This window comes from Alsobacter ponti (assembly GCF_024294805.1).
Classification (GTDB): Bacteria; Pseudomonadota; Alphaproteobacteria; order Rhizobiales; family Beijerinckiaceae; genus Alsobacter; species Alsobacter ponti.
In genome coordinates, this window is the sequence record NZ_JANCLU010000002.1 from 42,168 (window position 1) to 68,745 (window position 26,578).

General features: G+C 64.9%; 28 protein-coding genes. 12 read left to right on the forward strand and 16 right to left on the reverse strand.

The genetic code is table 11. The features are described from left to right. Positions 1-8: 8 nt before the first annotated feature. Positions 9-749, reverse strand: a complete 741-nt coding sequence (locus NK718_RS02520; RefSeq protein WP_254738319.1) for a phosphatase PAP2 family protein — start codon at positions 747-749, stop codon at positions 9-11. Positions 750-803: 54 nt separating this feature from the next. Here NK718_RS02520 and NK718_RS02525 point away from each other — a divergent pair, with 54 nt between their 5' ends. The 3 genes from NK718_RS02525 (at position 804) to NK718_RS02535 (ending at position 3,101) form a co-directional block, all read left to right on the forward strand. Then, positions 804-1,427, forward strand: a complete 624-nt coding sequence (locus tag NK718_RS02525) for an undecaprenyl-diphosphatase (RefSeq protein WP_254738321.1) — start codon at positions 804-806, stop codon at positions 1,425-1,427. Then, on the forward strand, positions 1,424-2,068 hold the full coding sequence (locus NK718_RS02530) for a DedA family protein (protein WP_254738323.1): 645 nt from the start codon (positions 1,424-1,426) through the stop codon (positions 2,066-2,068). Before NK718_RS02525 ends, NK718_RS02530 begins: the two co-directional genes overlap by 4 nt. Positions 2,069-2,150: 82 nt before the next feature. Beyond that, positions 2,151-3,101, forward strand: a complete 951-nt coding sequence (locus NK718_RS02535; RefSeq protein ID WP_254738325.1) for a metallophosphoesterase — start codon at positions 2,151-2,153, stop codon at positions 3,099-3,101. Here NK718_RS02535 and NK718_RS02540 read toward each other — a convergent pair. After that, a complete protein-coding gene (locus tag NK718_RS02540) occupies positions 3,095-3,703 on the reverse strand; it encodes a CDP-archaeol synthase (RefSeq protein WP_254738327.1) in 609 nt (202 codons plus the stop codon). The genes NK718_RS02535 and NK718_RS02540 overlap by 7 nt on opposite strands. A gap of 312 nt (positions 3,704-4,015) precedes the next feature. On the opposite strand from NK718_RS02540, the gene NK718_RS02545 reads away from it, so the two are divergent. Continuing rightward, complete coding sequence (locus NK718_RS02545; RefSeq protein WP_254738329.1) at positions 4,016-4,246, forward strand: hypothetical protein; 231 nt, start codon at positions 4,016-4,018, stop codon at positions 4,244-4,246. A 187-nt stretch (positions 4,247-4,433) separates the two neighbouring features. On the opposite strand, the gene NK718_RS22055 is transcribed toward NK718_RS02545, so the two are convergent. The 3 genes from NK718_RS22055 to NK718_RS02560 all read right to left on the reverse strand — a co-directional run bounded on the left by NK718_RS22055 (position 4,434) and on the right by NK718_RS02560 (position 8,871). After that, complete coding sequence (locus NK718_RS22055; RefSeq protein ID WP_371877201.1) at positions 4,434-5,483, reverse strand: FecR family protein; 1,050 nt, start codon at positions 5,481-5,483, stop codon at positions 4,434-4,436. 2,251 nt (positions 5,484-7,734) lie between these two features. Next, complete coding sequence (locus NK718_RS02555; RefSeq protein WP_254738331.1) at positions 7,735-7,968, reverse strand: hypothetical protein; 234 nt, start codon at positions 7,966-7,968, stop codon at positions 7,735-7,737. 699 nt (positions 7,969-8,667) lie between these two features. Beyond that, positions 8,668-8,871, reverse strand: a complete 204-nt coding sequence (locus NK718_RS02560; protein WP_254738333.1) for a hypothetical protein — start codon at positions 8,869-8,871, stop codon at positions 8,668-8,670. Between the two features lie 369 nt (positions 8,872-9,240). Between NK718_RS02560 and NK718_RS21865 the strand changes: the two genes are divergently transcribed. From NK718_RS21865 to NK718_RS02575, 4 genes are read left to right on the forward strand one after another with little or no spacing between them, the layout of a single operon-like run. After that, positions 9,241-9,369, forward strand: a complete 129-nt coding sequence (locus tag NK718_RS21865; protein ID WP_256515259.1) for a hypothetical protein — start codon at positions 9,241-9,243, stop codon at positions 9,367-9,369. Positions 9,370-9,401: 32 nt separating this feature from the next. Next, positions 9,402-9,647 (forward strand): hypothetical protein, encoded by a 246-nt coding sequence (locus NK718_RS02565; RefSeq protein ID WP_254738335.1) that lies wholly within the window; start codon positions 9,402-9,404, stop codon positions 9,645-9,647. A gap of 41 nt (positions 9,648-9,688) precedes the next feature. Further along, complete coding sequence (locus tag NK718_RS02570) at positions 9,689-10,129, forward strand: DUF6481 family protein (RefSeq protein WP_254738337.1); 441 nt, start codon at positions 9,689-9,691, stop codon at positions 10,127-10,129. Positions 10,130-10,175: 46 nt separating this feature from the next. Continuing rightward, complete coding sequence (locus tag NK718_RS02575; protein WP_254738339.1) at positions 10,176-10,436, forward strand: hypothetical protein; 261 nt, start codon at positions 10,176-10,178, stop codon at positions 10,434-10,436. A 156-nt stretch (positions 10,437-10,592) separates the two neighbouring features. On the opposite strand, the gene NK718_RS02580 is transcribed toward NK718_RS02575, so the two are convergent. From NK718_RS02580 to NK718_RS02595, 4 genes are all read right to left on the reverse strand, one after another. After that, positions 10,593-11,567: a YncE family protein gene (locus NK718_RS02580; RefSeq protein ID WP_254738341.1), complete on the reverse strand. Its 975-nt coding sequence runs from the start codon at positions 11,565-11,567 to the stop codon at positions 10,593-10,595. Between the two features lie 13 nt (positions 11,568-11,580). Then, positions 11,581-12,465 (reverse strand): DUF1259 domain-containing protein, encoded by an 885-nt coding sequence (locus NK718_RS02585; protein WP_254738343.1) that lies wholly within the window; start codon positions 12,463-12,465, stop codon positions 11,581-11,583. Positions 12,466-12,806: 341 nt separating this feature from the next. Further along, positions 12,807-13,280, reverse strand: coding sequence for a hypothetical protein (locus NK718_RS02590; protein WP_254738345.1), 474 nt, complete (start codon positions 13,278-13,280; stop codon positions 12,807-12,809). Positions 13,281-13,312: 32 nt separating this feature from the next. Beyond that, positions 13,313-13,585, reverse strand: a complete 273-nt coding sequence (locus tag NK718_RS02595; protein ID WP_254738347.1) for a PepSY domain-containing protein — start codon at positions 13,583-13,585, stop codon at positions 13,313-13,315. Between the two features lie 128 nt (positions 13,586-13,713). On the opposite strand from NK718_RS02595, the gene NK718_RS02600 reads away from it, so the two are divergent. Genes NK718_RS02600 through NK718_RS02610 form a run of 3 tightly spaced genes read left to right on the forward strand, consistent with a single transcriptional unit; the run spans position 13,714 to position 16,051 of the window. After that, entirely contained in the window at positions 13,714-14,031 is a 318-nt protein-coding gene (locus tag NK718_RS02600; RefSeq protein WP_254738349.1) for a PepSY domain-containing protein, read from the forward strand. Beyond that, positions 14,031-14,699, forward strand: coding sequence for a response regulator transcription factor (locus NK718_RS02605; RefSeq protein ID WP_254738351.1), 669 nt, complete (start codon positions 14,031-14,033; stop codon positions 14,697-14,699). Before NK718_RS02600 ends, NK718_RS02605 begins: the two co-directional genes overlap by 1 nt. Beyond that, the gene (locus NK718_RS02610) at positions 14,696-16,051 is read left to right on the forward strand and encodes a sensor histidine kinase (protein ID WP_254738353.1); all 1,356 of its coding nucleotides are present in this window, start codon (positions 14,696-14,698) and stop codon (positions 16,049-16,051) included. The genes NK718_RS02605 and NK718_RS02610 overlap by 4 nt, the downstream gene beginning before the upstream one ends. Before the next feature lie 487 nt (positions 16,052-16,538). On the opposite strand, the gene NK718_RS02615 is transcribed toward NK718_RS02610, so the two are convergent. From NK718_RS02615 to NK718_RS02645, 7 genes are read right to left on the reverse strand one after another with little or no spacing between them, the layout of a single operon-like run. Further along, on the reverse strand, positions 16,539-17,534 hold the full coding sequence (locus NK718_RS02615) for an FAD:protein FMN transferase (RefSeq protein WP_254738355.1): 996 nt from the start codon (positions 17,532-17,534) through the stop codon (positions 16,539-16,541). Beyond that, complete coding sequence (locus NK718_RS02620) at positions 17,531-18,115, reverse strand: nitrous oxide reductase accessory protein NosL (RefSeq protein ID WP_254738357.1); 585 nt, start codon at positions 18,113-18,115, stop codon at positions 17,531-17,533. Before NK718_RS02620 ends, NK718_RS02615 begins: the two co-directional genes overlap by 4 nt. Further along, on the reverse strand, positions 18,112-18,942 hold the full coding sequence (locus tag NK718_RS02625; RefSeq protein WP_254738359.1) for an ABC transporter permease subunit: 831 nt from the start codon (positions 18,940-18,942) through the stop codon (positions 18,112-18,114). The genes NK718_RS02620 and NK718_RS02625 overlap by 4 nt, the downstream gene beginning before the upstream one ends. After that, a complete protein-coding gene (locus tag NK718_RS02630) occupies positions 18,939-19,844 on the reverse strand; it encodes an ABC transporter ATP-binding protein (RefSeq protein ID WP_254738361.1) in 906 nt (301 codons plus the stop codon). The genes NK718_RS02625 and NK718_RS02630 overlap by 4 nt, the downstream gene beginning before the upstream one ends. Beyond that, the gene (locus NK718_RS02635; RefSeq protein WP_254738806.1) at positions 19,841-21,214 is read right to left on the reverse strand and encodes a nitrous oxide reductase family maturation protein NosD; all 1,374 of its coding nucleotides are present in this window, start codon (positions 21,212-21,214) and stop codon (positions 19,841-19,843) included. The genes NK718_RS02630 and NK718_RS02635 overlap by 4 nt, the downstream gene beginning before the upstream one ends. A gap of 5 nt (positions 21,215-21,219) precedes the next feature. Next, on the reverse strand, positions 21,220-23,163 hold the full coding sequence (nosZ, locus tag NK718_RS02640) for a TAT-dependent nitrous-oxide reductase (RefSeq protein WP_254738363.1): 1,944 nt from the start codon (positions 23,161-23,163) through the stop codon (positions 21,220-21,222). A 51-nt stretch (positions 23,164-23,214) separates the two neighbouring features. Continuing rightward, entirely contained in the window at positions 23,215-25,416 is a 2,202-nt protein-coding gene (locus tag NK718_RS02645) for a NosR/NirI family protein (protein WP_254738365.1), read from the reverse strand. A gap of 201 nt (positions 25,417-25,617) precedes the next feature. Here NK718_RS02645 and NK718_RS02650 point away from each other — a divergent pair, with 201 nt between their 5' ends. Further along, entirely contained in the window at positions 25,618-26,451 is an 834-nt protein-coding gene (locus NK718_RS02650) for a ferritin-like domain-containing protein (protein ID WP_254738367.1), read from the forward strand. Positions 26,452-26,578 lie beyond the last annotated feature (127 nt).

Sequence of the window (26,578 nt, forward strand, 5' to 3'; positions counted from 1 at the left end):
ATCTGGTCTCAATTGCGGTCAGAATCCCGCGCCGGGTTTTCGATCTTGCCGCGCGATTGAAGCCAAAGCGCCATCGTCCAGCAGATTAAGGCCCACGAAGCTCCGACGAACCAGCCGGCAAGAACGTCGGTTGGCCAGTGGACGCCCAGATAAACTCGGCTCGTCCCAACCAAAACGGTGAGCAAGACTGCGAGCGAGAGCACGTAGATCCGTTCGCGTCGATTTTTCAGCAATCGCGTCAAGAGCGCGCCGATGGTGAGGTAGGTGACCGCCGAGAGCATGGCGTGACCGCTTGGAAAGCTCGCTGTGAATACGCGTGCGGCATGAGGGACGATCTCCGGGCGGGCGCGTTCGAAGCTCACTTTCAGCACTGAGCTCAGTACCTGCCCGCCGCCGACAGCGACCATCATGAGAAGTGCGGCTGCCCGCCTGCGAGCCAAGACGAGATAGCCCAGCACAGCGAAAAAGACGAAGCCAAGCATGGCGACGCTGCCGAGGCTCGTGACGTCGCGGGCCATTTCCTGGAGCCAGGCAGGCCCGATAGGCGTTGACGGGTCGCCTGGTCGCCGAAACAGAAGCAGGACGTAGCGGTCGAAGGCTTTGGTGTCACCCTCCTCCACGTCGACGGCGAGTTTCATGAAGGCAAGCAGCAGGACCGGGCCGACCAGCAGGAGCCAGAGCGGTGCGATCTCTTCCAAACGGCCGCGAAGAGCGGCGGCGCTGCTTCTCACTTCAGCCATGATGCTCATCAGATATCCTCACGACCGCCGGCGAACGCACGTTCCGCAGCGGCGCCCCACAAGGTGACGGTGACGATGTTGGCATTGAACGAGCGGATATTCCTCCTTCTCAACGCGAGCGCCCACCCGCAGGGCGCTACGGTTTCGCTCGCCAACTTCGTGTCATCCGATCTGGTGCTCGGCGTCGCGCTGTTGCTGGTCGCACTGTGGGCCTGGGGAAATCACGACAAAAGGGCGGCACTCCTCGCGACCGCAGCGGCCACCGTCGTGGCCCTCGGCGTCAACCAGCTGTTGGGCCAACTTTGGTACGAACCGCGACCGTTTATGGTCGGGCTGGGCCACACGCTCGCCGCGCACGCGCCCGAGAACTCGTTCCCGAGCGACCACGGCACCTTCGTGTTCACCGTCGGCCTCGCCCTGATTGCGACGGGCGCCTCGTGGCGCTGGGGCGTCCTGGTGTCCGCCGTCGGAGTAGCCGTCGCCTGGGCGCGCATCTACCTCGGTTTGCATTTTCCCATCGACATGCTGTCCTCGGCCGTGGTGGCCGGCGCCTGTTCGGGTCTGGCCGCTGCCTTCCGGCGTCCCGTGGGCCACTTCGCCCCCTTTGCGAACCGGATCTACGACCAGAGCCTCGATCTCCTTCGGTTCCCCCCCGCCTGGTTCCCGCGGACACGGAACCGGGCGTGACGCAGCTTTTCGAGCAGCTGCCAGATCTGCTGCACGCCTATGGCTACTGGCTGATAGCGGCCGTGGTTCTGCTGGAGAGCATGGGGATTCCCTTGCCGGGAGAGACCATCCTTCTTGGCGCCAGCGCCTATGCGGGCGCGACCCACGAGCTGGACATCGTCTTGGTGATCGCGTCCACAGTGGCGGGGGCCGTGATTGGCGACAATATCGGGTACTGGGTTGGCGATAAGGTCGGGTACCGCCTGCTGTTTCGCTACGGCGACCGCTTTGGCCTGTCGGAACGCAAGATCAAATTGGGGCAATATCTGTTCCTCCGTCATGGCGGCAAGGTGGTGTTCTTCGGTCGGTTCGTGGCCGTGCTGCGTGCACTTGCGGCCCTCATGGCTGGCGTGAACCGCATGCCCTGGGGCCGGTTCGTCGTCGCCAACCTCTTCGGGGCGGTCCTGTGGGCTTCCGCCTATGGAATGGCTGCCTTTGCGTTGGGAGAAGCCGTCCACCGCGTGGCCCGGCCGGTGGGACTGGCTGCTGTGGTCTTCGCCGCCGCCGCTCTGGTCGCGTCGGCCATGGTATTGAAGAAACGCGAACAAGCATTGGAGGAGGAGGCCGTGCGCGCTCTGCCCGGCCCTCTGCCAAGGCCTTGATCGTGCCCGGCAGATGGCGATGTTGGCCAGCTCCCGCTCACACGCACGCTTCAAAAACGTGCGGCTCGGATGAAGGCCCGCGATGAGCAAAGACACTGACGTGGCTGCCTTGGAGCGGCGTCTGGGCAAGGTGCATGCCCGACAGCGCCTGGGCATCGAGGATGCGCACGAAGCGCAGGTCTTCGGGCAAGGGCTGAACTTCTTCCACATCGAGAACTGGTATTCATCCCACGCCGTGATCCGGGCGGTGCTACAGCTGACGGGTCTTTACGGCCGCGGACGTCGCAACGCCGCCCACGTTCGACTGACCACGAACAGGGTCGCGTCTCATAGACTGCCGTCCGACTTCGACGGGTTTCGCATTCTGCACCTCTCCGACCTTCATGCCGACATGAGTGGGGGCGCCATGAAGCGCGTCCGGCAGTTGGTTTGCGACCTGCCCTATGATCTATGCGTGCTCACGGGCGACTACCGCGGCAAGACCTTCGGGCCCTTCAAGGCCGCCCTCGACACGGTCGAGGAGGTCGTGGCCGCGCTGAGACCGCCGATCTTCGGCGTCCTTGGCAACCACGACACGGTGCGCATGGTGCCTCGTCTGGAGGCAATGGGGGTGCGCATGCTCATGAACGAATGCGCCCTCGTCGAGCGTGGCAACGCGCGCATCCACGTCGCCGGCGTTGATGACCCGCACTTCTTCCGGGCTGACAACATCGAGAAGGCGGCGGCCGACATCCCGGACGAAGCCTTTTCGATCCTGCTTGCGCACACGCCAGAAATCTACCGTCAGGCGGCCCATGCAGGCTTTGATCTCATGTTGGCCGGCCATACCCACGGCGGCCAGATTTGCCTGCCTGGGCAAGTTCCGTTGACCCTGAGTTCCGACCTGCCACGCCGCTTCGGAGCGGGGGCGTGGCGCTATCACGGGATGGCGGGCTACACCTCTGTCGGGGCCGGCTCCAGCGTGGTCGCGGTGCGTCTCAATTGCCTGCCTGAGATCACGCTTCACGAGTTGCGTTGCGGCCCTGCTCAGTAAGGACGGTCCCTGATCTTCATGGCGAACAGGAGACGAGACAGGATCATCTCGCCGATCCAAAAGACCACGACGCCAACCGTGATGTCCACCACGCTTAATCCGAGCCTGCCCGCGATGGTCACCAACGGAAGAAACACCTCGGGGATCTGGTCAAGCCCCGGGGCCCTGCTGCTGGGAGGAAGTCCAAGCCTGCGCTTTGTGAAGCTGGAAATCAGGTCACCAACCATTGCGGCTGCCCCCGCAATTGCACCAGTCGTGAGCTGCAGCCCCATGAGACTGGACGCAAGCGCGGTCATGACGACCGCCAACACGAGCCCGCGGATCGTCTTCGACCGCCCGAGCAGCGGCGCCCCGTCCCAGAGGAGAACGCCTCCGTCGAGCGATTGCGCCCAGCGGTCGCCGAGCACCCACTTCGTTAAAATCGGCGTTCCGTTGGCCACAGCCGCCAGGAGGAGCCCTTGGAAGAGTTGAGTGAGGTGAACATTCTCCATTCCGAGCAGCCCTGAGAAACATTTTGAAACCACAACCAATCTGAGTTTCGAGCGTTCTTGAGCGAGATCACAGTCTAATGGGCCGGCGTGAATGCGGTGGGTGCCCGACATGGGGAGATCAGGCGGATGAGCCGACCCTATAAGGACGCGATCGTCGCGGTTGCCTAATCAGCATAGAACCGAGTTTCGAGTTCCGCCTCGACCACAAGATGTACGGGCCTTGTAGTCGACTTTATTGAGTGGCAGATAATACAGAGTATTTTATAGATAAAAATATGGATTATGCGTGGTATGTAAATGCTAATTGATTGAAATAAAAAAAGACGAGATTTAGTTTGTGGTTATAAACGTTAATGCGGAGTAGTGATTTAAATGCGGGTACTTTTGACTACATTAATTAGTTGCGCGACGAGGAGATTGATCATGGCGAAGGTCGCCCCTGCTCAAACAAATATCCCGCTTACGCGTTCGACGTTTGCGTTGCCGAAATCCAAGGCCGCCGAAGGGGCGTCTTTCGATGTGGTGCTCGCTGGCGCCTTGCGCGCTTGGCGCCAGTGGTCGCCCGCTGATCGAATCGCCATCGGGGCAGCAGCGGCGCTATCCATTATCGCAATCGTGGTCTGGGCTTTAGCGCTTCCGAACCTCTTGGCATGAGGCGGTCGGGCCGTTCGACGAGATCAGACCATCGGTAGCCGCTTGAGCAAGTGTGCCCCAAGCGGATCCGAGGTTGAGCCAAAGTCGCGCCGGTGCCGAGCTGTGTCTGCCACAATTCACGGACGCCTGCACAATTGTCGGTTACGCGTGTCCTCGGCACTTGTAAGCGGGGCACCGTCGCGGAACTTTATTTCCGACCATTTCCATTTCCGTTTCCGCCGGCGTTCCCGTTCCCGCCACCGCGGCCATTGTTGCCGGCATCAGGGTTGCTGGATCCTCCAGCCCCGCCTCCGGCGTCCAGTCCGATCGATGCGCCGGCATTGCCACCGCCCCCGGTACCCCCGCCACCCTTTCCCTTGACGCCATCATTGCCGAAATTGCCTTTCCCCGGATTCTCACCGGAGTTTCCCACCGGCTTTCCATTTCCCGGATTTCCCGGCGGTGTCACCACGGGCGGCGGCGGAGGCGGCGGGGGCGGAGGCACGCGCACGGCCGCCACGACCGGGGCCGGCGGGGCGATCGGCTTGCCTTCGAGCACAGCGCGCTGGTCTGAGCACGAGGAGGTCTGCGCCCGGAAATCCTGGCGGACCGTGGCGTTCTGGTTGCTGACGTAGGGGAAGTCCGCCTTCAACCGCCGGTCGCGGTCTTCCATCGAGGTGATCTGGCGCGGCGCGCCGCCGCGCGGGATCTCGACCATGCTGCAGGCCTGCGTCGCCTCGATGCAGGAGCCCGCGCCGCAGATCGTCGCCGCGCCGCTGAGCAGCACGAACTGCGTCTGGCCGTTGGGTCGGACGTTGAGATCGAATTCCGTGCCGCGGATGCCGATCGTCGCCGTCGGCGTCTTGATGGCGTAGGAGGGCTTGGGGCTGTCGCCGGTGATGAACCGGAAGGTGCCGCGCAGCGCGTTGATCGAGAAGCGGCTCACCGTGTTGGTGCTGGCGCTCTGGAGCAGATACTGCTCGAGCATCAGGCTGGAGCCCGGGCCGACCACCAGCCGGGTCTCGTCGCTGAAGAGCAGTTGCGCCTGGCCGACCGGACCCGTCTGAATGCGGTCGCCCATGTACACCGGCTGCATCGCCACGACGTTGCGGACGTTGCCCGCCCGCGCGGCGGCGACGTCCGGCAGCACCTCGACGGCGCGCCCGCTCACGTCCTGCGCCTGGACCGCCGTTCCCGCCAGCCCGAGGAAGGCCGCGCCCAGCAGTCCGGCGCGCAGCCTGTGCCCACTCCCGCCCACAGACCCACTCCGCTCATGTTTAACAATGTTAACTTTCGTTAGCACATTGTACTGGCCTTGCCGAGGCATGATTCAGTTCGAATAGGTGCACTAGCGCACCCGTTCAGTGTCATAAATTCGTCGCGTTCAATGACAGAATGCAATTCAGCGCTTTAGACCTGCGACGACCCAATCATGAACGAAGCCCAGCGGTGCGGTTGCTGGCGCGCAAGACCGGGGCGTTTGGTCCCTCATCCCACCTGTTCGGCGTTCCGGGGTGACGATACCGCGCCTCTTCCCGCGCCGCCTCGGGATGCCTCGGCGCCCCTGTCCGGACCTTCGCCGTCCATGATGGAATTGCCTTCCTGTGCATTGCGACGTGCTGCTTCGCATGCCGGACCTCGCCAGCCTGAACTACGCTCTCCGTTCCTGAGAGGGCATTCCCATGATGTCCGCGATCTTCATCCCGTGCGTTTGCGTCGCGATGGTCATCGGAGATGGCGTGGCGTCGGCTGACTTGGTTCAGCAGCAGTTCGGGCAGTTCTTTCTGAACCAATTCGATCAGGACGAGCTGTTGGCTCCTCCTGACGACCAACTTCGCGGAGAGGAGAAGCCTCGTGCACATGGAAGCTGCGACCTGCCAAGACCATCGGACGCGTCTTCCGAAAAAGTCGGGGAGTGCAATCGCACGAAGTAAGCGCAGAGATGAACTCGGGGTGATCAACTGATCCGACGCACCGGCATGGTGATGGCTAGAATTGATTAAAATCACGGCGTCGCTCACGTTCGACCCGTTCGAGTCGGCTCAACGCCTGGAGAAGGGCTTCAGGCAGCGGTTCTTCCAATGTCCGTGAAAACGCCCTTTGGAATCCGGGGCCCCACAAGCGGGCGCATGCGTTCGGGCTGCTCGGTCCATACTCGTGTTCCGCGACTGATTGCCGAGTGCAAGCCGCCTCCGCATTTGCAGCGAATTCCTCGAGCTGGGAGGCTATCCGCATCAAACGATCGCGCTCGGCGGCGTCCTTGGCCGCCATGGCGTGCAGCAACACTCGTTCGGCCAGCGACCTAGTCCACACTACCAATGAGGCCGAACTCGAAAGGCTCGGCTTCCCCGTGAGCCAAGAGTTCGGAAATGCTGGTCGTCGGATGTTGTTCCGACGCTAGGATCGCGGCTGGGTGGAAAAGAGGACGGCGGCCGCCTCGTCGCGACCGCCGTCTGGGCCAGTGGTCAGGCCATCGGGACAAGCATCCTCGATGACCGGAGAACCAAGAAAGGGCGCCATGGTTCCACTGGTGTCTAGCGCCGGATGCCTTGCGCGCCAGTCGCCGAAAGTACGGCGGCCAGGGGACGCGGACCGCCGTCAAGTCATGGCCATTCGCGCCGATCTGATTTGATCGGCGAAATCGAAACGGCGGCTGCACTCGGAAGGTTCACGGTGCTCCTTCACCAAGAAAAGCGGCGGCCCCACAAGCCAGGGAGCCGCCGCAAGGTTTGGTCAGGACAAGCGCAACCCAAGTGGGCCGGATGGTGCGAAAACGTGCAATTCTGAGAAGGGTTGCCATTGGGCTGGCGATCGACGGCCGCGCCAGACCGCTCGTCCCTCGAAGAATGTCCCGCGCGACGTCTCTTACGCGTGTCCCATGGGACAGTGCAGCCGGGCGGGCGGGGGCCGGGATCAATCTGTGGACGGCTTACTGATTAGCCGAACCCCGACGTCGCCTTGGACGATCTCACCTGCTGCCAGTCTCACGAGTGCGGCAACAAGCATGAGAAGGTTTAAGACGAGCGCGGCAACGCCGAACGGCGCGAGAATCAGCCAAGTCATCGGGCCCCTCACGACAAACTGCCGTTGCTGCCGAGCTTGATTAGCAGGGGGGCACTTGTCCAGCACTAACGCTCATCCACAGTCCCCTCCTAGACCTGTTGCCCGGCCGCAGCCGGAACGCAATCGGCCAAGGGGGAAACGAAGACGGCGGCCGAAGCCGCCGTAAGTCAACCTAGAGAGTATACGAACGAATCGGGCGACTCGCCCAATACGCGTCTACTTTGTCGCGGAACCCGGCGCCGGCAAAGCCCTAGAAGCCTCACATCACGGTTGCACTCGTGTGGGGGCTCGTTCTGACAACAGGCGGGCCGCTTAATGGCGGGCAAGGCGCCGCACCACGCTAGCACTGCCTCTCTCCCCGAGCCTCGACCTGCGACCGATAGCGCCGCTTGCGCCAAAGGTGACCCAGTAACGGCATTACACGGAAAGGAGAGGGCGCACGCCGCTCAGTCCTCATCACCGTCATCAATGAGCTGGCATGCCTGAGCGGTCGTCGCAAGATCGAATCCCTTGAGCGGAGCGATCGCGTCGCCGTCGTCGCAGACGGCGTCATACAGGCGGTTCTGGATGATGATGTCGGCAGCCTGGAGCGCCAGCGGAGACTGCGCCGAGGCGAGACTCGGTGTCAGCAGCACGGCAAAGCCGATCGAGGAAACGAGCGCGACGAGATTCCGGTTCATGATGGCCTCCGAGATGAACGATGGAGGACACCTAACGCGGGATTGGGCAGAAACGAGGATGGTCGAGCTCAAATTTCGGTAAGACACAGGCCGGCACCTACACATTACTCGGGATGGACGTCAGGTGTCCGAGCGGTCGAAAGAAAAGGCCGCCGACGGGCGGCGGCCTTAGTTGCCCCGAGAGGGGAGTTCGGATCCGAAGTGGACGGGATCCATCACATCCGTGAGGCCATTGCGCGGCGACGCGCCTACCGGCCCGCTGGGTGGGGAAGGCCCGAGCGTCGAAGCCGATGAAACCTACTTCGGCACTAAGGAGACGTCGCCGACCAAGACGAGGAGCGGTCGTCATTTCCACAAGAGAAGGCGGGGGCGCTCACAAAATGTCCGTCGCCGGCCTCGTTGAGCGCGGCGACAACGGTTCGCAGCCACCTTCTCCGAGCGTCAAACCGCACAGTGAAGAGTCAACTCTCGGTGGTTTCGCGTCCCCGCAACCAAACGACCGAACGCCTCGCGTTCACCCAGCGCCGCCCCCTCCCGGGCGGCGTTGGCGTTTGTGGACGCCTGCGCCGCCTCCACCATTGCGGCGGTCTTCGCCCACCACCTCCACCTCGTAGCCGCCGCCCGCGCGCGGGCGCACCGCGACCCCGTCGATCAGACTGCGCAGGTGCTCGCAGGCCTCGGCGCGGGTCTCGTCGCGGTTCAGGGCCTCGTGCAGCGCTTCCACCTTGCGGCGGTACAGGTCGGCGAGGTTGGGGTGCAGGCGGACAGGCGAGGGAGGCGGGGCCCGCGAGTTCGCTCCAGCTGCGTCTTCTCGACCTCCAGCGTGTCGAGGCGCGCCTGCAGGCCGGGCGCGCGGTAACCCTCGGCCACCGCCGTGATGAGGCCATCGAGCTGCCGCTGCACTCGCCTTTGCGCTGGCGCTCGATCGTGGCGTCGGCCCGCGTCGCGTTGATCTCCTGGTGGATCTTGAGGTGTTGACGCGTTTGCTGCCGGTTGCGATCGAAATATATCGTTCGTTCAGAAGCCGGTTCTGATATGAAGAGGAAGGTTGCGAAAAGCGCAGCCAATGGGCAGCCTATTTTCGGCAGCAGTGCAGCCCGTGTTCCAGAGCGCTTTTCGGTGCTCACACATCACGCCGGGCAGGCCCGCAAGATCATTGAAGCCGCGATGCGCGCTGCCCCCCGCTAGCGGGCGCGCGCGAATTCCCGGACAAATGAGTCATCTGTCGATCTAAACCAGCGTCGCCGCACGCGGCGCAATCCGGAGGACCACATGGCAAATGGCCAGCAGCGCGGCAATCGCGAAGCCAAGAAACCGAAGAAGGAAAAGCCGAAGACCATCGCGGCGGCGCCTTCGACCAAGGGCCTGGTCATCCAGAAGCCATCCGGCGGAAAGCCATAGGTGACCGGACCCAGAACGGCGGAGCGCCCGCCATGGACCTGATTGTCGCCCGCGGCGAGGAACGACAGTGGCGCCTCACCGACCTGCTCGGGCGGACGATGGGGGTGATTGTCGAAAACAAGCCTGGCGCCTTCACGATTCGGCCCGAGGGCTTCGCCATTGAGGCCATGGCCGGGCTCACGCCGGGACCGTATGTGTCGGTGGACGATGCGCTCGCGGCCATCGAACGACGCACGCGCGGTGTCTGCCGGCGAAAGGCAGGCTCGGGGAACGAGTAGCCCGGGTAGACCCGGCACCCTGACGCGCCGGAGGCAACGCGTTGCACCAAGGCCTGTCCAAACGCGACAGGATCTCTCTGTGCGACACGGCCGTTCCCTTCAAGAACGATCTGACGAAACTGCAAGGAATCAGAATGCCCTCTTTCAAGGAACCGAACCACCAAGCCCGCGCCAATCAGGCCGCGGCCGCGCGCAAGCAGACCCTCTCCGCGTTCCAGCACAACCCGGCCCGCGATCCGGCCGCGGTGGAAGCGCGCGGGGCCGTTCTGCGTGAGCGGGAACAGGCACGCGCCCTCCGCGCCGAGGAAAAGGCGCGCCTGCGCGCGATCCGCGAGACCGAGGAAGCCGAGCAGAAGGCCAGCCGCGAGCGCGAGACCGCGCTGCTGGCCGAAGCGAGGGCAGCCGACGCAGTGGAGCTTGCAGCCAAGCAAAAGGCCGCACGCGACGCTCGCTACAGCGCCCGCAAGGCGCGAGCCCGCTGAACGGACACGAACAGGGCGTTGTCGACGCCCGGGGAGGAGACATCCGATGTCGAGTACAGGAACCGAAGCGCAACGGAGCGCCCGCCGCAAGGCGTCCGCCTTCTTCGACAAGTCTGCGCAGCGCCAGCTCGAAGCCGACCGGCGCGTCGAGGCACAGCGCGTCGCCGAGCGGCAGTTCGCCGCCAAGACGGAGCGATTGCGCTCGCTCCGGCTCGAACGAGACGAGCTTCTGGTCCGGGAGGCGGCAGAGCGGAGGGCCGCGGAAACCACGTCGGCGGGCCCTAAGAAGAAATCCACGCCGGGCTGACCCGGGTTGGTCCCCGGTCGCACGGCTGCCCGGCTTCGAGCAAGGTCACTCTGGATCCGATTGCAGCCAGCGACGATCTCAGGGTGGCTGGCGTGGCCATCAGGCGAAACCTGCCCGGCGGAACCATTCGGTAGGTCGAAGCGGCGGACCGGCCGTTTATTTGTCTGCCAGCTTCAGCACGAGGATCTCGGCCTCGCGCTCGCGCGTCGGCGCCGCCACGAATAGCCTGTCCATTTCAGGGACGTAAAGCCCGGTGCGCGCGCCCGGCGACGTCTTCACGCGCTCCAATGTGTTGCCATCACCGGCGTTGTGAACGGCCACCAGCCCCTCTCCGCACACGACGTAGATCAGCGGGCGACGTGGATCGATGAACACGTCATCGGCGTCCTCGCAGGTCTGTGCGCGCCAGCGCAGAGCCCCGTCCGAACTGTAGCGCAGGAGGGTCGCGGGTCGGCGCGACGCCACGACGAGCCACTCTCCTTGAGGTGCGAGCGCCAGCGGAAAATTTCCGCGAACGCCGTCCGTTCGCCAGCTTGCGAGCGTCCTGTGGCTCGCGATGTCGAGGACGGCGATAGAACCCGCATCTGCCAGGTTGACGAACGCCTGCCCGGCGCCAGGCGCGATCTGGAAGCCTTCCGGATGGGTGCTCAAGGGCAACGTCTCGATCACTTTGCGCGAGGACTTGTCGACGATGGCAATGGCTCCTGATCCATATCCGACGAAAATCCGGCCTTCGCTGATCCGGACATTATCGGCGTCATCGCCCAGGTCGACCCGGCCAAGAGGGGCCAGGTTCGCTCCCTCAAAGACGCGCACGGACCCATCCCGAGCATTGGCGATCCACAGAGTGCGAGCGCCAGGTTCCCAGCCGACGCCCTGCGGTTCGGCCAACCCTTCGATCCGATGGACCACCTTGCCGGCGCGAAGGTCCACCACGCTCACACTGTCGTTCCCGAGTTCCGCTACGAAGAGGCGGCGACCCTCCACGTCAACCGCGAGGTGGTCGATACGCCCCTTGACCGCGCCGAGTGGCATATGCGCTTCCACTGTGAGTTCGGCGGCTGGAGCCGGCAGGGGGGCACAGGCCAGCGCTGCGGCGAGAGCCAGGACGGTGGACGTTGCCTCGCGCATGTGGTGATCCATTTCAGCGAGCTGGTGCGAGGCTGACCTTGTCGAGCCCCGCCCGCAGGCCAGCGGCCACCTTCGCCGCGTCGTCGTGCGCCCAGAAGTGCATGAAGAACAGTCGCGGTTCGTCGGCGAGCATGTGGTTGTGCAGTGCCGTCACCTCAATCCCGTGGCTTCGCAACTCCCTGAGCACCGGATTCACTTCGCCTGCGGTCAGCACGAAATCGCCGGTCGCTGCGACCTTGCCGCCGCCGGTGGGCTGCATGTTGATGGATATGGCGGAGCCCATGGCCTCGGGCACCTCCATTCCCTCGTCCTTGACCGGTTCGCCGCGCGCTATCCCAAACTGCAGCACCCCGCCATTGACCTTGCCCTTTCGACCGAGCGCCCGTTCGATGCCGTTCTGGTCGAGGTCGAGCGTGGCGGGCGGCGACGACGCCGTGGTGAGGGTGAGCGGGGTGGCGCTGAGCGACAGCGCGTCGTGCAGGTGGGTCGCGAGCATGACCGGGTCGCCGCGCCCCGAAACGTGCATGTAGAGGGTGAAGGGTTCGGCTCGCAGCAGATGGTTGTGGATGGCGGTGATCTCGATGCCGTCCTGGGCGAGCCTCGCCATCACGGGGTTCAACTCCTGCTGGGTCAGCACGAGGTCGCCCATCACCATGGCGTCGGCGCCCATGGACCGGAAGGCGAGCCAACCGCCGAGCGCCAGCGTCGGCTTGATGTCGACGCCGTCCACGCTGACCTTGAGATCGGTCCTCGGCAGGCCGACGCGGTAGATGTCGCCCTGCAAGGTTCCGTCGCGCCCGAGGGCCTGCCCCACTGGCGTCCAGTCGGTCTGAGCGAGCGCGGCAGGCCCCAGGGTAAGGGATGCGGACGCTACAAGGATTGCGATCATTCGGTGCATCGCACTTCTCCTGTTCGCCCCCTGCGATTTGCTGGCGCCGGTCTCCCGGTCGTCCGGGTCCACCCTCTCAGGGCGCGCCGCACGACGTCATTCGTGCCTTGAACGACGGGCGGCGAAGCCGGTTGCCGCGAGCCTCATCACGGGTCGGTGTGGCAGGGACAATGGATCGGCGCGTCAACCGATCGCCACGGCGCGTGACGGCGGCGTTACCGGCAGCTAGGCCCATGTGCAGCTACAGAACAAAAGAATAACGCTTGCAACCACACCGGCAGTGCCTCTTCGGCTGGTGCACGTGAAAGGGCCGGGGCCTCGCGGTCCTGGCCCTTCGTGCCGATGGCGCATCAGTGCCGCAGGCCGGTCCAGCCCGGGTGCTCGAAATGGGCGCCGTAGGCCGAGATGGCTTCCACGACGGCCACGGCGCCACTCTCGCGGTCGGGGCCGTCCTTCATCGCCTCGAGCCCGCCGAGCATGTGCGTCAGCGCGTAGTGCAGCTGCAGGTCGGCTTCCTCGGGCAGCTTGCAGTTGGCCACGATCGTGTCGACCCGGCCCTGGATGGTGTCGGCGAGCGCGGTGTAGTCGGCCGGGCCGAACTGGCCCTCGTGGATTCTCGGCAGCGACTGGTTCATCGCCTCGTGGATGCTCGCCATTCCGGCGCGCAGGGCCTCGTCCGTCGGCCACTTTTTGCCGTGGTCAAGCGCCATCTGCTGGAGTTCGCTCACCCCCGCATGGGAATGCTGGGCCATTGCCGCGCCCGCCGCCGGGAAGGCGAGGGCGGACGCGATCAAGAGCGACGCGAGCCTTCTGGACATGAACATGGCATGTCTCCTTTATTTCAGGGGGGGCGTGCTCAGCGAAGGGCGGCCCGGAGCAGTTCGCCGGTCTTCGCGTCATAGGTGAGCTTGGCCGGGATGTTCGCGTCATTGATGACGCGCATCTCGATCCGGCCACGTTCGCTCTCCACGTGGCTGACGCTGTAGCCGAGGTCCTGGAGATTGCGCTGGATGGCCTGGCCGGTCGGGTTCGCCTCCGGGGACGATGCGCTGCGGTCGCCGGCGAGGGCGGCGGAAGCGGCGGCGGCGATAGCGGCGGCGGCGAGGGTGGTGATCAGGGTCCTGGACATGGTGGTCTCCCGTTGGACCGGCCCGAAGGTTTTGCCGGTCGATGAGGGACCCTAGCAAGGCCGCGCTGTTGCCCTGCTGTTGACCCATGTCAGCATTTTGACAGCTCCGGATGGCTTAGAATGCGGGCATGTTCGGTCAAACCCTCCGCCTCCTCCTTGCGGTCTGCGTCGCCGGCGCGCTTGCGCCGCCGGAACCGGCGCGCGCGGATCGCGACCGCCAGCACGAGGAGGCGCGGCGCGCCGTGGAGCGTGGGGAGGCCTTGCCGCTTCCCGAGATCCTGGCCCGGGTCGGCGGAGAGCTCGGCGGCGAAGTCGTCGGGCTCAAGTTCAGGCAGGCGGAGGGGCGCTGGATCTACGAGTTCCGGGTCATCGGCACGGGCGGGAAGCTGTCCGAAGTCTCGGTCGACGCCGCATCCGCGCAGATCCTCCGGCGGGAGGGCCATTGATGCGCATCCTTCTGGTGGAAGACGATCTCCGCATCGCCCGCAAGGTCGGGGCGCTGTTGGAGGAGTCGGGCTATGCGGTCGACACCGCAACGGACGGGGAGGACGCCTGGTTTCAGGGAGACACCGAGGACTACGATCTCGCCATCCTCGATCTCGGTCTGCCGAAGATGGACGGCCTCACCGTCCTGCGGCGATGGCGGGGAGCCGCGCGCAACCTTCCGGTTCTCATCCTGACCGCGCGCGGCGCCTGGGCCGAGCGGGTGGAGGGCATCGATGCCGGCGCGGACGACTATCTCGTCAAGCCGTTCGCCATGGAAGAATTGCTGGCGCGCGTCCGGGCCCTGCTGCGGCGCGCGGCGGGGCGCGCGTCCCCCGTGCTGGCGATCGGGCCCGTGACCCTCGACACGCGGCAGATGCGCGTCCGCGTCGACGACGCGCCGGTCGACCTCTCGCCGCTGGAATTTCGGTGCCTGAGCTACCTCATGCACCATGCCGGCCGCGTGGTCTCGTCGGGCGAGTTGATGGAGCACCTCTACGCGCACGACCACGACCGGGAGCCGAACGCGGTGGAAGTGCTGGTCGGCCGCTTGCGCCGCAAGCTGGGCGTCGACCTCGTCGAGACGCGCCGCGGCTTCGGCTACGTCATCGCGGAAGCACCCGGGACATGAAGAGCGGATCGCTCAGACGTCGGCTTCTGGTGGCGGGAGCGGCCTCCATCGTCGCCGCGCTGGCGGTTGCGGGCGTCGGGCTCTTGCTCCTGTTCGAGCGGCACGTCGAGCGACGCATGGTGCTCGAGCTGGAATCGGACTTGCGCCAGCTCGTGGCGGGACTCGACCGGGGCCCGGACGGCGCTCTGCAGGTGGACAGCGCGCCGGTCGATCCGCGCTACAACGAACCTCTGAGCGGGCGCTACTGGCAAATCAGCCTTGCGGAGGGCGGGGCGGCGCTTCGGTCGCGCTCCCTGTGGGACGCGACGATAGATCTGCCGGTCGATACGCTCGCGGACGCGGATGTCCACGAGCATGTCATCGCGGGGCCGCAGGGACGCACGCTGCTCGCGGTCGAGCGCTCCGTCCTGCTGCCTGCCCGGCTGGGCGGATCGCGCGCGCGGATCGCGGTGGCGCTCGACCGGGCGGAAATCCATGACGCGGGACGGGCCTTCGCGGCGGACCTCGCCTGGTCGCTCGCGGTGCTCGCGGCTGTCCTGGTCGCCGGGGCGTGGGTGCAGGTGAGCATCGGCCTGCGTCCGCTGGACGCCGTCCGGCAGCGTCTGCGGGCTGTTCGGACAGGAGCAGAGGCCCGTCTCGGCTCGGCTTTCCCGGACGAGGTTCGTCCACTGGTGGCTGAGGTGGATCATCTTCTCGACGAGCAGGAGGCCGCACTGTCGCGCGCCCGCAGCCGGGCGGCCGACCTGGCGCACGGTTTCCGCACGCCGCTGACCGTGCTAGCCGCGGATGCGGAGGCGTTGCGGGAGAGCGGCCAACAGGAGATCGCCGACGAGATCGCCAGCATCACCGACGGCTTGCGGCGGCACGTCGAGCATGAGCTGGCGCGGGCCCGTGCCGGGGGAGGAGGACGACGGTTGGCGGCGAGCCGGGTGGGCCCGGTGGTCGATGAAATCGTCGGCGTGCTGCGCCGGACGCCCAAGGGGCAAGGACTCGACTGGCAGGTCGATGTGGCGGAGGCCGCGCTCCGCGTCGACCGCCAGGACCTCGCGGAAATACTCGGGAACCTGGCCGAGAACGCCTGCAAATGGGCCGGGGCCACGGTGCGGATTTCGGCGCGCGCGGCGGATGGTGCTTGGATCCTGTGCGTTGAGGATGACGGGCCCGGCATTCCCGACGGTAAGGCCGGGACGGCGCTGGAGCGCGGAGGGCGGCTCGACCAGAGACAGCTCGGATCGGGCCTCGGGCTGGCGATCGTCGCTGATCTGGCGGAGGTGTACGGGGCGGCGCTGTCGCTCGGCCGCTCGCCCCTGGGCGGACTGACGGTCGAGCTGCGGTTTCCAGATCGCTCGTAAGCTCCTGGGGTTAGGCGCGCGGTTGCGGTGCCCTGGCCCGAAGCTTCCATGCCTTGGCCTCAAGAATTCTTATCCTGCCTCGCTCCCCTCAAGGCCGGGAACCTTTCCGGACCACTTCCATCCAATGGGCACGGGCAGGCCAAACGTGCCGTCCGGCTCATTCACCCAGACACGGTCAAGACCCGCTTGCATCGTGCTCGGCGCATGATGCGCGCCAGGCTGAGGGAACGCCTGTGCGGAAACTTGCACGACCTCTTCCCATTCGATGGGCCACGCTGCGACCGGATCACAGAAGCGGTGATGAGGCGGCCCGAGATCGAAGGCGTGCTTGCGCGCGATCCGTATTGCCACCGGGACGGAGGAACCGGCGCGGTCGGGCGTCCATGGTGGGATGGCGACGCGAGGAGACGCGCCGTGAGCACCAACGAAATACCTGAAGCCACGCAGCCGGACGCTAAACGCGCCCTTGCTCGGGGCGTAGCCTCCGTCAAAGGGCGATCCGGATTTGCCGTCCATTCCGGTCGACTAGAACCACGGAGGCTGCCCCGCAAGCCGCCGCAATGTCCCTGGCCTGCCGCTCAGGCGAAACCGAAAGAGCGGTGGACAGTGCGTCCGCCGTCGTGGCTGTCGCGGCTATGACGCTGACGCTGGTCCATTCTGCGGCGCAGCCGCCCGTGGACGGCACGAACAGGTGGTTGAAGCGGCCCTGCGGATCGAATTGAAAACCGGAGGGCGCTGACGTGGCCAAGGCCTGGTCGATGAGCGGCACGAGGGTCAGCGGATGCGCCGGATCGCCTGGGCTCTCGACGGCAGCTTCCCATGGACGCCCCGACGGGTGGCGGCCGATCGCGCGCACCTCGCCCATGTCGACCAGGCTCCGGTTCACCCCTTCGGCCCGCAACAGGTCAATAATTCTGTCTGTGACATAGCCTTGGGCGATGCCGTTGAGCGTCACCGCCATGCCGCGCGGGAGAACGATACGATCCGGGCCGACGACGATTCGGTCCGCTCCCACGCGTGCCATTGCCGCTCTCACGCTCTCCGCCGGCGGACCAGCCGGGTCTGGGTTCGGCGCGAGGAAGTGGGTCCGATAGACGGCCCACAGGGGTTGCACCGTGACGTCGAACGCACCGCCCGTGAGGTGGAAAAAGTCCTGAGCGATCGCCAGCAACCGGGCGAACTCTGGAGGTGGCGCGTCGACCGCACCTGAGCGGTTGAGCCGGACCAGCACGGAGGAGGGGTCATACAGGCTGAACATGCGCTCCAGTCGGCGCAGTTCCGCCGTCACGCGGGCAACGAGCCGGTTGGCTTCGGCGCGATCAGGGTGATGGAGTAGCAGCGTGCACTGCGCGCCCAGGGCCTGGCCTCGCCAAACCGTCAGGTCAGAATTGTCCTCGGCGTGCGTCCCAACGGGAAGGAGAGCCAGACCGGCCGCGGCCGCACTGATTCCGATGAAGCGACGGCGCGAGAGATGAGGTGTCATGGCTGTGTCCCCAGCAGATTGGGGGCTGCGACCGGGTGGCCCGAGCCTCCATCGCCGTCCTCGGAATGCGCCGACTGCCCCGGCGCTTCGCCCCCTTCCGTCAGGACGGCCTCGCGCGGTACGTCGGCGAAGGCATAGACGTGGCCGCCCTTCTCAGTGGCGAAACGCTCGGCCGCATCGCGGTCGGAAAACGGCACCGTCTCCTCCGCTCCCATACCGCCGCGTGCCGTACCGCCGACCACGAACCAGGCCTTGCGCGCCTCCACCCAGTTCTCGGGGCCGGGTTCTTCCCAGGAGGGAGCCTTGGCCATATCCGACACGAACACGGCGGCAATGTCCTTGGGTTCATCCGGCAGCATGGTGAAGGCGAGGGTGTCTCGCGCCGACGAAAACCAGACCGGATCGCGGCGGCTCTTGAGCAGGATTTGCCCCTTGGGTCCTGTGTGCTCCAGGACATTCATGCCGCAATAATGGCCAATCGCGTCCGCCGTGATTGCAAACGGCCGCGGTGGCTCGGTCGCCTTGTCGTTGTTGCAACCGGGAAGCGCCAACACGGCCAGCACAGCGAGCGCATGTCTCACAGCTCCCTCCTGCCGAACGAGAGCGCGGCGAGGCTCAACGGGAGGACGGTCCACGCCACGAGGGCGGCAACCAGCACGGGCGCCCCCAGCCTCGTCGAGCCCGCCAGCCCAGACATGCCCGAAAAGGCGCTGACATTCGCAAAACCGGAGAGGTTGACGAGGCGGTACACGTCAGTCGGGTTCAAGAGCAGCAGCACGTCAAGCGATGCGCTGGTGATCGTACGGCCCTGGTCGACCACAAGGATGCCGAGCAGGGCCATGTCGTAGACGAGCACCATGCCGAGCCAAATTCCGATGCAGACGCCTGCCGCCGCGCCGCGAGAGCCGGAAGTGGCGCTGACGAGATAGCCCAGCGCGATGAACACCGCGCCGAGCGCGACGGACGATCCGACCATGGCCGCGAAGGCGGTCCAGCTGGCCGCCTCGATCCGTGCACCCGTCGCAAGCAGGGCGAAGGCTGCGGCGCCGTAGCCGAGCAGGGTCGCGAAGGCGAGGACGGCCAAATGTCCGGTAAACTTGCCTAGCACCACCTGCCAGCGCGCGACGGGATAGCTGAGCAGAAGCAGCATCGTGCCGCGTTCCATTTCACCCACGATCGCGTCATGGGAGATGAGCAGCGCGATCAGCGGGACGAGGAAGATGGTGAGGCTGGACAGGCTCACCACGACAACGTCGAGCGCCCGGACGCCGACCGTGCCGGTGGGCGCGCTGCCCAGAAACGTGAGTGCGAGCGCAAGTCCGGCCATGAGCAAGGTGGCAGCGAGCACCCAGCGATTGCGCAGCGCCTCCTGGACTTCCTTCATCGCGATAACGGCGACCGTGCTCATGACGCGTGTCCCCGGTCGTTGAGGAAATGAGCGTAGAGAGCATCGAGAGATGGCGGGATGACCTCAACGTCGGTCGGCGGCCTGTCGCGGCAGATCAGGCTCTGGAGCACCTCCATCTTGCGGAGGGCCGGAACGTCAAACTCGACCGTGTCGAGCTTCGTCTCCGCACGGGGACGGAACTCCACCGGGAGTGAAAGGGACGCGGGTCCAGGCCGCACACGGAAGCGGACCGGCAGGCGGGCGATCTCTCGAAGCTCGTCGATCGCGCCGTCAACGACCACCCGGCCACCATCCATGATGATGACGCGCTCCGTCCGTTCCTCCAGTTCGCTCAGCGCGTGGGACGACATCAAGACGGTGGCGCCGGTGGCCGCGAGGTCCTGGATAATGTCGTAGAACTGGACCCGGAGGGCTGGGTCGAGTCCGGTCGTCGGTTCGTCGAGCAGAAGCACTTCTGGCTCGCCGAGGAGCGCCTGTGCGAGACCCAGACGCTGGCGCATGCCCTTCGAATAGGTCCCCACCCGTCGAGTTCCAGCGCTCCCCAGGCCCACGCGCTCGAGCAGTGTGAGAGCTTTGTCGACTGGTTCCCTCTTGAGGCGAGCATAGAAGGCGAGGGTCTCTTTGCCGGTCAGTGCGGCGTTGAACGCGACGTTTTCAGGCAGGTAGCCGAGCCGCCGGCGCGCGAGAAATTGCCCTGCTGCGGGATTTTCGCCGAGCACGCGCACCTCGCCCGCCGTGGGGCGGATCAGGCCCAGCATCAGCTTCATCAGCGTCGTCTTGCCCGCGCCGTTGTGCCCCACCAGCGCCACTACGCCGGAGCGAAGCGTGAAGCTGACGTCGCGCACGGCTTGCACGGCGCCGTAGCTCTTGCTCACGCTGGCGATGTCGACCGCGATCTTCATCGCGCAGGTCTCGGGAGGTCAGGCCTTGGCGGAGGCGCGATGAGGGGCCGGGTGTCCACGACGCCGCCGGGCAGGATCGCAGGGAACTGCGACTGCGCCCACCTGATGACCTGAACGGAGGGACTGTTCGTCAGGACCTTGGCCGCCGGCGCTGTCCACAGCACCTTGTCAACGAGATCATTTGGCCGGTACGCGGTGTCGGCGATCCCATCGCCGTTCAGGTCGAAGCCGGGATTGTCGCTCCAGAAATTGCCGCGTCCCGCCGCGGACCAGTCGAGGTGACGGGTGCCGACATACTTCACCTGGTTGCGGTTGCGGACGAATGCGTTGCCGGCCACCTCGTTGCCCTCGGAGCCGGCGGTGAAATGGATGCCGATTTCGCAGCCCTCGAACCAGTTGCCGCGGAACCGGTTCTGGTTCGCGTTGTAGATGAAGACGCATTTCTCCGGCCCGATACGATCGCCTGCCGAGGGCTCGTCGCGAAGGGGGACGCCGTGTTCGGCGTCCCCCTGCTGACCGCGGCGGGCCCATCGCTCCGCCGGCTGAAGACCACCCAGCACCGTGTTCCCGATCACCTGTGATCCGTTGGCATAATTCAGCACCAGCCCCTGGTCGCGGTCGTGATCGGACACGTTGCCCCGCACGATCAAACGATTGGAGAACATCAGCGCGAAGCCGATCGCATTACCGGACGAGACGTTGTCGCTGATCTCGCTCTCGTTCGTGTACATGTAGTGCACGGCGAAGCGGACATTCGTGAAACGGTTGCGCGAAAAGACGTTACGCTTGCTGGTGATCGAGAAGATGCCGTCGCGGCCGAAGCTGATGTCGTTGTCGACGACCTTCGCGCCAGGCGCGTTCCACACCGAGACACCGTTGCCGGCCTCGTTCGTGCGGCCTTCTTGCAGACCGATGATGGTGTTGCCGGAGGCGACCGCATCCTCGGCGCCATGCAAATAGACGCCGAACAGATTGCCTTCGATCCGGTTTCTGTCGACCACCGCTGCCCTGGCTGTCTTCGCGACGAACACGCCGGAATCCATGGCCGCGAGATCGGATCCCGAGCCTCGAATGGTGAGGCCGCGCACGACTGCGCCAGGCGCTTCGAGCACGATCACGCTGCCGCGGCCATGTCCCCTGACGATCGCTCCAGGCCTCCCTTCAAGGATAAGTCTCTTGCGCAGCACCACGGGACCCCGGTGTTCGCCGCTTCCGAGCACCAGCGTGTCGCCGTCTGCGGCCGAGTCGACGGCCGCCTGCAGCGCGGTTTCCCCGGCGGCAACCTCCACCTGCGCCGCGCCGGCCTGCCCCGCGAGGCTGACCGCCAAGGCGGCCAGCCCCGCGAGCACGATCGTTCGCCCTGCGGTCATCTCCATCAAACGTTCTTGGGCTCCACGAACATTCTTCCCTTCATTTCCATGTGCATGGCGTGACAGAACCAGGAGCAATAATACCAGTACACGCCGGGCTTATCGGCGGTGAACGTCACCGACGCAGTAGCCTGCGGCGCCACCTCCATCTGGATGCCGTAGTTGACGATGGAAAAGCCGTGCGTAAGGTCCTCCACGGCGTCGATATTGGTCACGTGTACGGTCACCTCGTCGCCTTGCTTCACCGTGAAGGACTCCAGCCCGAAGGCGGGCGCGGTCGACGTCATGTAGACCCGAACCTTGGTTCCGTCCCGGATCACCTTGCTGTCTTCTTCAAGCTTGACGCCGTCCGCCTTCGCCTGCTTCACCGCATCGGCGAAAAAGGGATCGGCACGGTCCCAGATCGATACGGGATTGATTTTCGACCGGTGTACGATGGTGGCGTCGTGCGGCTCGGCGAAGCTCGGCCCGTCATGGACGATCACCATCTTGTCGCCCGAGATGTCGATCAACTGGTCGTTCTCAGGCTTCAGGGGGCCGACGTTCAGGAAGCGGTCCTTCGAGAACTTGTTGAGGGAGATGAGCCACTTGCCGTCCGCCTCCTTGGTCTGGCCCATGGAGCTGTGGTTGTGGCCAGGCTGATAGTGAACGTCCAGCTTTTGGAGGATCGGGTCCACCTTGGCGCCCTTGTAGGCCTGGCGGGCGCGCTCGATATTCCACTTCACGACCTGGCTGTCGATGAACACCGTCGTGTAGGCGTTCCCCTTGCCGTCATAAGCGGTATGGAGGGGGCCGAGGCCCAGTTCCGGCTCCGCGACCACGACGTCGCGCGGCTTGATCTTGTCATCGAACAGATCGTCGAAGAGGCGGACGTCCATGACTGTGACGGTCGGCGCGAGCTTGCCGTTCGCCACGATATGAATGCCGTCCGGGGCGGTGTTCATGCCATGCGGGCTGTTGGACACCGGCACATAGCGTGTGAACGGCGATCCATGGCGCCCGTCTACGACTGGGACGCCCCCCACCATGTTGGCCTTGCCGGCCTTCACCGCCTCCTCGATGCGCTTGATGTTGAAGATGACGACCCAGTCCTGCTCGTTCGCGCTCATCTCGGCGAGCGTGACGCCCTCCTCGGAGTTGTAGCAGGTCGCGAACGCGTACTTGCCCTGGTAATCGGCGTCGACATTGTCGAGGTTGCCATCCACCATGACCTGCCACGCGACCTGCATGGTCTCGCCGTCCACGGCTGTGAAGATGGCGTGGTACTGCTTGTTGTCGTCGAGGATCTTCCCGTCGTTGGGGATCGGGACGCGATCCTCGCCGTTACAGAACACGTATCCGGTTTTGGGATATTTCTGCACGCGGAGCCCATGCACCGTGTGTTGGTTGGGCAACTGGATCATCTTGTCGCAGCGCATCACGTCAAGTCGGATCCGGGCGACGCGTGTATTGGCCTTGTCGTTCACGAAAAGGTAGCGACCGTCATAGGTGCCGTCGGTGAACGACAGATGCGGGTGGTGCAGGTCTCCGTTGAGATAGGTGCCGCCACGTGTCTTGAGAAACTCGCGGGTTTCGGGCAGAAGGCCCTCGGTCAGCACCTTCCGGCTCTCGTTGGTTTCGCCCCATCCGGTCGCGCTGCAGCGGTTGAAAACGGGGATGCGCATCAGTTCGCGCATGGACGGCAGCCCGACGATGCGGACCTCGCCCGTCTGGCCGCTTGAAAAGAACACGTAATATTCGTCGAGATCGCCGGGCTTGACTTCGGCCTTCTGGGAGCCCGTTGCGATCGCGGGGCGGACCGGCTGAGTCTGCGCCTCCGCGGCGCCAACCAGCGCGTCCTGCGTCGCCATCTGGCTCGCAGCGCCGGCGGCGCCGGCGGCTGCCACCGCCGCGGTGGTGCCCAGCATCTGCCTGCGGCTGAGTTTGCGGCCTTTAACGTCTTCACTCATGGGAGGCTCCTGTGCTTGGGCTGTTCGTTCGTCGGAGGGGGCTTGTCCGGGTCAGGCCCGCATGGAGGGGGAGGACAGGGCTTCGCGCTTCTCGCGCTTCAGTCGCAGCTGGATCATGTGGGGGCAGCGGTGGTCGTCATGATAAAGTTCCTGACAATGCATGCAGTAGATGCATTCATTCACATTGATGTGGCCTTCGGGGTGAATAGACTGGACCGGGCATTCCTTTGCGCAGCGCTGGCAGGGTGAGCCGCACTCGGGCCATCTCTTGAGCCACTCGAAGGTCCGCATCCGCCCGGGGATCGCGAGCGCAGCGCCGAGCGGGCAAAGGTACCGGCAGAAAAACCGTTCGATGAAAAGACCAGCCACGAGAAGCACGCCAACATAAAGCGTGAACGGCCATTCCCGCATAAATTTCAGCACAATGGCTGTCTTGAATGGCTCGACTTCGGCCAATGTCTCGGCATACGAAACCGAATAAAGTGAGGTGCCGAACAGTCCCAGAAAAATGATATACTTGATCGGCCAAAGTCGCTCATGGAGGCCCCACGGCATTTTGACTTGTGGCACCTTGAGCCATTGGGCGAGATTGTTGGTGAGTTCCTGCAGCGCCCCGAAGGGGCAGAGCCACCCGCAGAACGGGCCACGGCCCCAAAAAAGAAGCCCTGCCGCCACGGCGGCCCACAGAATGAAGATCAGCGGCGCGGCCAGGAAAAACTCCCAATTGAAACCCGTCATCAGTGCGTTGGAAAAGGTGAGAACGTTGACGACGGAGAGCTGGGCGTTGGCATACCAGCCCAGCCAGAACAGGGTGAAAGTCAGGAACCCGCGACGCACCCAGATGTGCAGCTTTGGGCGCTTCACCAGGGCGTCCTGGAAGAAAAAAATGCCGGTCAGGATGATGAGAGCAAGAGCGGTGATTCCGATCGAGACGGACTTGCCGCGCCAGATCGTCATCCAAAGTGGTTCGACCTGATCAGGAGGGACGACCGCCGGCCTTTTTTCGGCTGACGTCTCGGCGGGCCGCGCGGCGCTCTGCTCAGCCGCCGTGACGGCGCGCTGTTCCCGCTTGAGGTAAACGTCGGGCAGGGTGTAGCTCACGTCGAAGGTGAGAAAGGCCTTTTCGCGCGAACTGATCGCCCGTTGCACCAGAAGTTGCAGCTGCCATGGCTCTGTGGGGTCGAGCGTGAAATCCGGCGGTGTGGTGAAAAGCGCGATCTCCCGAAAATCCGGCGCGCCGGCCGCCGCGAGCGAACCGAGCCGCGTATGGTTGCGGTCGCGAAATCGCGTGCTCGTACCCTCCTGCAGAAGTTCGATGCGATCGAAGATGCCGCCGCGCACATAGCCCGAACCCTTGAAGGAGTAGGCCCCCGATCCCGCAACCAGTACCGCCTGTTGGCCGGGCTTAAGCTGGGCTTTCAGCCGCGCGTAGCCTTCCTCGCCGAGCAGGCTTCTGCCAATCGTCGGCACGGATGGCATGGTGACGTAGAGATCGATGAACGTCTCGTCCGGCGCGTCCGTCTCGGGATTGGCCGCGGCCGCCGCGTTTCCCGCCTTGGCGAAGGCCTCGTTTACGTCTCCGACGCTCAGGTGAAGACGGCGTACTGAGCCGTCACCCAGCAGCGTCCCCCAATCCTTCACCTCGGTTTTTTCGAGATCGACCGTCTTTGTGACTTGCGCGTTCGCCGCTGCGCCTACAGGCGCAACGCCGCCCAGCCGCCCGCTTCGGATCAACTTCGTCGCGGAGCGGACAATGCTGTCCCCGATCACGAGCACGGTGACCGTGGCGCCGCTCACGATGTCGACTTGCGGAGGCTTCTCCGCGCCGCTCGCGACCGTCGTCATGTTTCGGCCGAGCAAGGCGTTCATGGACGCCAGGATTTTCGTCTCGGGAATGCCGATCAGGACGATCGGCTCCTTGTGGTCGACGAGTTTCAGGCGCCGAAGGACGCCTTGCTGGTCGATGCCGACCAGGACTTGAATCGGCTTCCCGGAATAGCCCGTGGCGTTGCTGAAATCCGTGTTCAGGTAGACGAAACCCCTGAGCGCGTCGCCGGCAAAGGCGGGTGCGACAGGTGGCGTCCCCTGCGGGGGGCCGAACCGGTCCGCGCCCTCGAAGAAGTCGGCGGCTCGGGACTTTGCGAGAAACTCATCCAGCGTTCCCGCGGCCCCGGCGGACGTGGCGAAGGCAAGCCCCGCCAGTAGAACCAAGAGCGCGAGGCAAAGCTCCCGCGTCCCCGCCGATCGGCCCATACCTTGAGCTCCCTTTTGTCCCCGCCCACCTGATTTTTGGGGCGATGTTCCACGTTGGGAACAAGGTGCGTAACCAAACGGCAGGCAACCGCCCGCGTCCATCAATGAATTGAGTTGCATCTTAACGTGACGACTTCCTTGCGCAATCGCAAACAAACGCTACGCTTAAGTCGAAATACCCGCGCTTATGGAGGCGATCGCATGTCCACGCTCAAGTCAGAGCCTGCGGGCATCGTGCAAAGCCTGGATGAATTGTTCGCGCTGGCTCATGAAATGGAGAGCGCGGCGGCTGAGATGTACGGTCAGTTCGCGCTGTCGATGCGGTCCCAGGGACACGGGGAACTGGCCGATGTCTTCGAGCGGATCGCGGCGGAGGAGATGAGCCACGTCGAGAGTGTCGACAAGTGGTCGCAACGACAGTCCGGTCACCTGCCGGACCCCACCCGTCTCGTCTGGGCTGGTCCGCCACCCTTTGACGAGGAGGACGCGGCGGAGGTCGCGGGGTCTAGAATGCTCACGCCCTATCGGATTTTATCCATCGCCGTGAAAAACGAGGAGCGTGCCTTTGCGTTCTGGAGCTATGTCGCCGCCGCTGCCCCGCGCGAGGATGTGCGTCTAGCTGCGGAAGCCATGGCGACCGAGGAACTGGGGCACGTTGCGGCGTTCCGCCGTGAACGGAGAAAGGCCTTTCATGCTGCGCGGACAAAGCCCGGCGCGGCTTCGTCGGCCGGTGACGCAGCCGATTTAGAGGTGCACCTTGCCGCGATGCTGGCGGGGACCGCATTCGACGCCGATCGGGCGCGCATGGACATCGTGCGAAAGCAAACTCTGTCCATGGCCGACCTCGCGCGCGGTCTCGGAACGCCCGTACAGTTGGATACTGATGCCGGGCCCGCCGCCCTGTCGGAAGCGTTGGCCGAAGCGTATTTGGCGGCGGCTGACCGAGCAGACGACGAGGATGCACTCGCGCGCTATCAGCAACTCGCCGAAAGGGCCGTCGCTCGCCTGGTCGCCATCCGGACCCTGGCGAAATGAGATGCGTGGGCTTCACTGACGTCGTGTGAAATACCCAGCCAAATCATATTCGATGAAATCGGGGCGCCTTCAGTTCGGCCGAATTTGCATCACGTTGGCGGTCCAGACGGCCCGCCCGACCAATGCG

Coding starts and splice junctions, on each gene's coding strand:
- NK718_RS02575 (WP_254738339.1), top strand. CDS start 10,176: ATGTCGAGTACAGGAACCGAAGCGCAACGGAGCGCCCGCCGCAAGGCG.
- NK718_RS02540 (WP_254738327.1), bottom strand. CDS start 3,703: ATGTCGGGCACCCACCGCATTCACGCCGGCCCATTAGACTGTGATCTC.
- NK718_RS02610 (WP_254738353.1), top strand. CDS start 14,696: ATGAAGAGCGGATCGCTCAGACGTCGGCTTCTGGTGGCGGGAGCGGCC.
- NK718_RS02565 (WP_254738335.1), top strand. CDS start 9,402: ATGGACCTGATTGTCGCCCGCGGCGAGGAACGACAGTGGCGCCTCACC.
- NK718_RS21865 (WP_256515259.1), top strand. CDS start 9,241: ATGGCAAATGGCCAGCAGCGCGGCAATCGCGAAGCCAAGAAACCGAAG.
- NK718_RS02590 (WP_254738345.1), bottom strand. CDS start 13,280: ATGTTCATGTCCAGAAGGCTCGCGTCGCTCTTGATCGCGTCCGCCCTC.
- NK718_RS02630 (WP_254738361.1), bottom strand. CDS start 19,844: ATGAAGATCGCGGTCGACATCGCCAGCGTGAGCAAGAGCTACGGCGCC.
- NK718_RS02520 (WP_254738319.1), bottom strand. CDS start 749: ATGAGCATCATGGCTGAAGTGAGAAGCAGCGCCGCCGCTCTTCGCGGC.
- NK718_RS02650 (WP_254738367.1), top strand. CDS start 25,618: ATGTCCACGCTCAAGTCAGAGCCTGCGGGCATCGTGCAAAGCCTGGAT.
- NK718_RS02605 (WP_254738351.1), top strand. CDS start 14,031: ATGCGCATCCTTCTGGTGGAAGACGATCTCCGCATCGCCCGCAAGGTC.
- NK718_RS02635 (WP_254738806.1), bottom strand. CDS start 21,214: ATGACCGCAGGGCGAACGATCGTGCTCGCGGGGCTGGCCGCCTTGGCG.
- NK718_RS02625 (WP_254738359.1), bottom strand. CDS start 18,942: ATGAGCACGGTCGCCGTTATCGCGATGAAGGAAGTCCAGGAGGCGCTG.
- NK718_RS02580 (WP_254738341.1), bottom strand. CDS start 11,567: ATGCGCGAGGCAACGTCCACCGTCCTGGCTCTCGCCGCAGCGCTGGCC.
- NK718_RS02600 (WP_254738349.1), top strand. CDS start 13,714: ATGTTCGGTCAAACCCTCCGCCTCCTCCTTGCGGTCTGCGTCGCCGGC.
- NK718_RS02595 (WP_254738347.1), bottom strand. CDS start 13,585: ATGTCCAGGACCCTGATCACCACCCTCGCCGCCGCCGCTATCGCCGCC.
- NK718_RS02615 (WP_254738355.1), bottom strand. CDS start 17,534: ATGACACCTCATCTCTCGCGCCGTCGCTTCATCGGAATCAGTGCGGCC.
- NK718_RS02535 (WP_254738325.1), top strand. CDS start 2,151: ATGAGCAAAGACACTGACGTGGCTGCCTTGGAGCGGCGTCTGGGCAAG.
- NK718_RS02545 (WP_254738329.1), top strand. CDS start 4,016: ATGGCGAAGGTCGCCCCTGCTCAAACAAATATCCCGCTTACGCGTTCG.
- nosZ (WP_254738363.1), bottom strand. CDS start 23,163: ATGAGTGAAGACGTTAAAGGCCGCAAACTCAGCCGCAGGCAGATGCTG.
- NK718_RS02585 (WP_254738343.1), bottom strand. CDS start 12,465: ATGCACCGAATGATCGCAATCCTTGTAGCGTCCGCATCCCTTACCCTG.
- NK718_RS02555 (WP_254738331.1), bottom strand. CDS start 7,968: ATGAACCGGAATCTCGTCGCGCTCGTTTCCTCGATCGGCTTTGCCGTG.
- NK718_RS02645 (WP_254738365.1), bottom strand. CDS start 25,416: ATGGGCCGATCGGCGGGGACGCGGGAGCTTTGCCTCGCGCTCTTGGTT.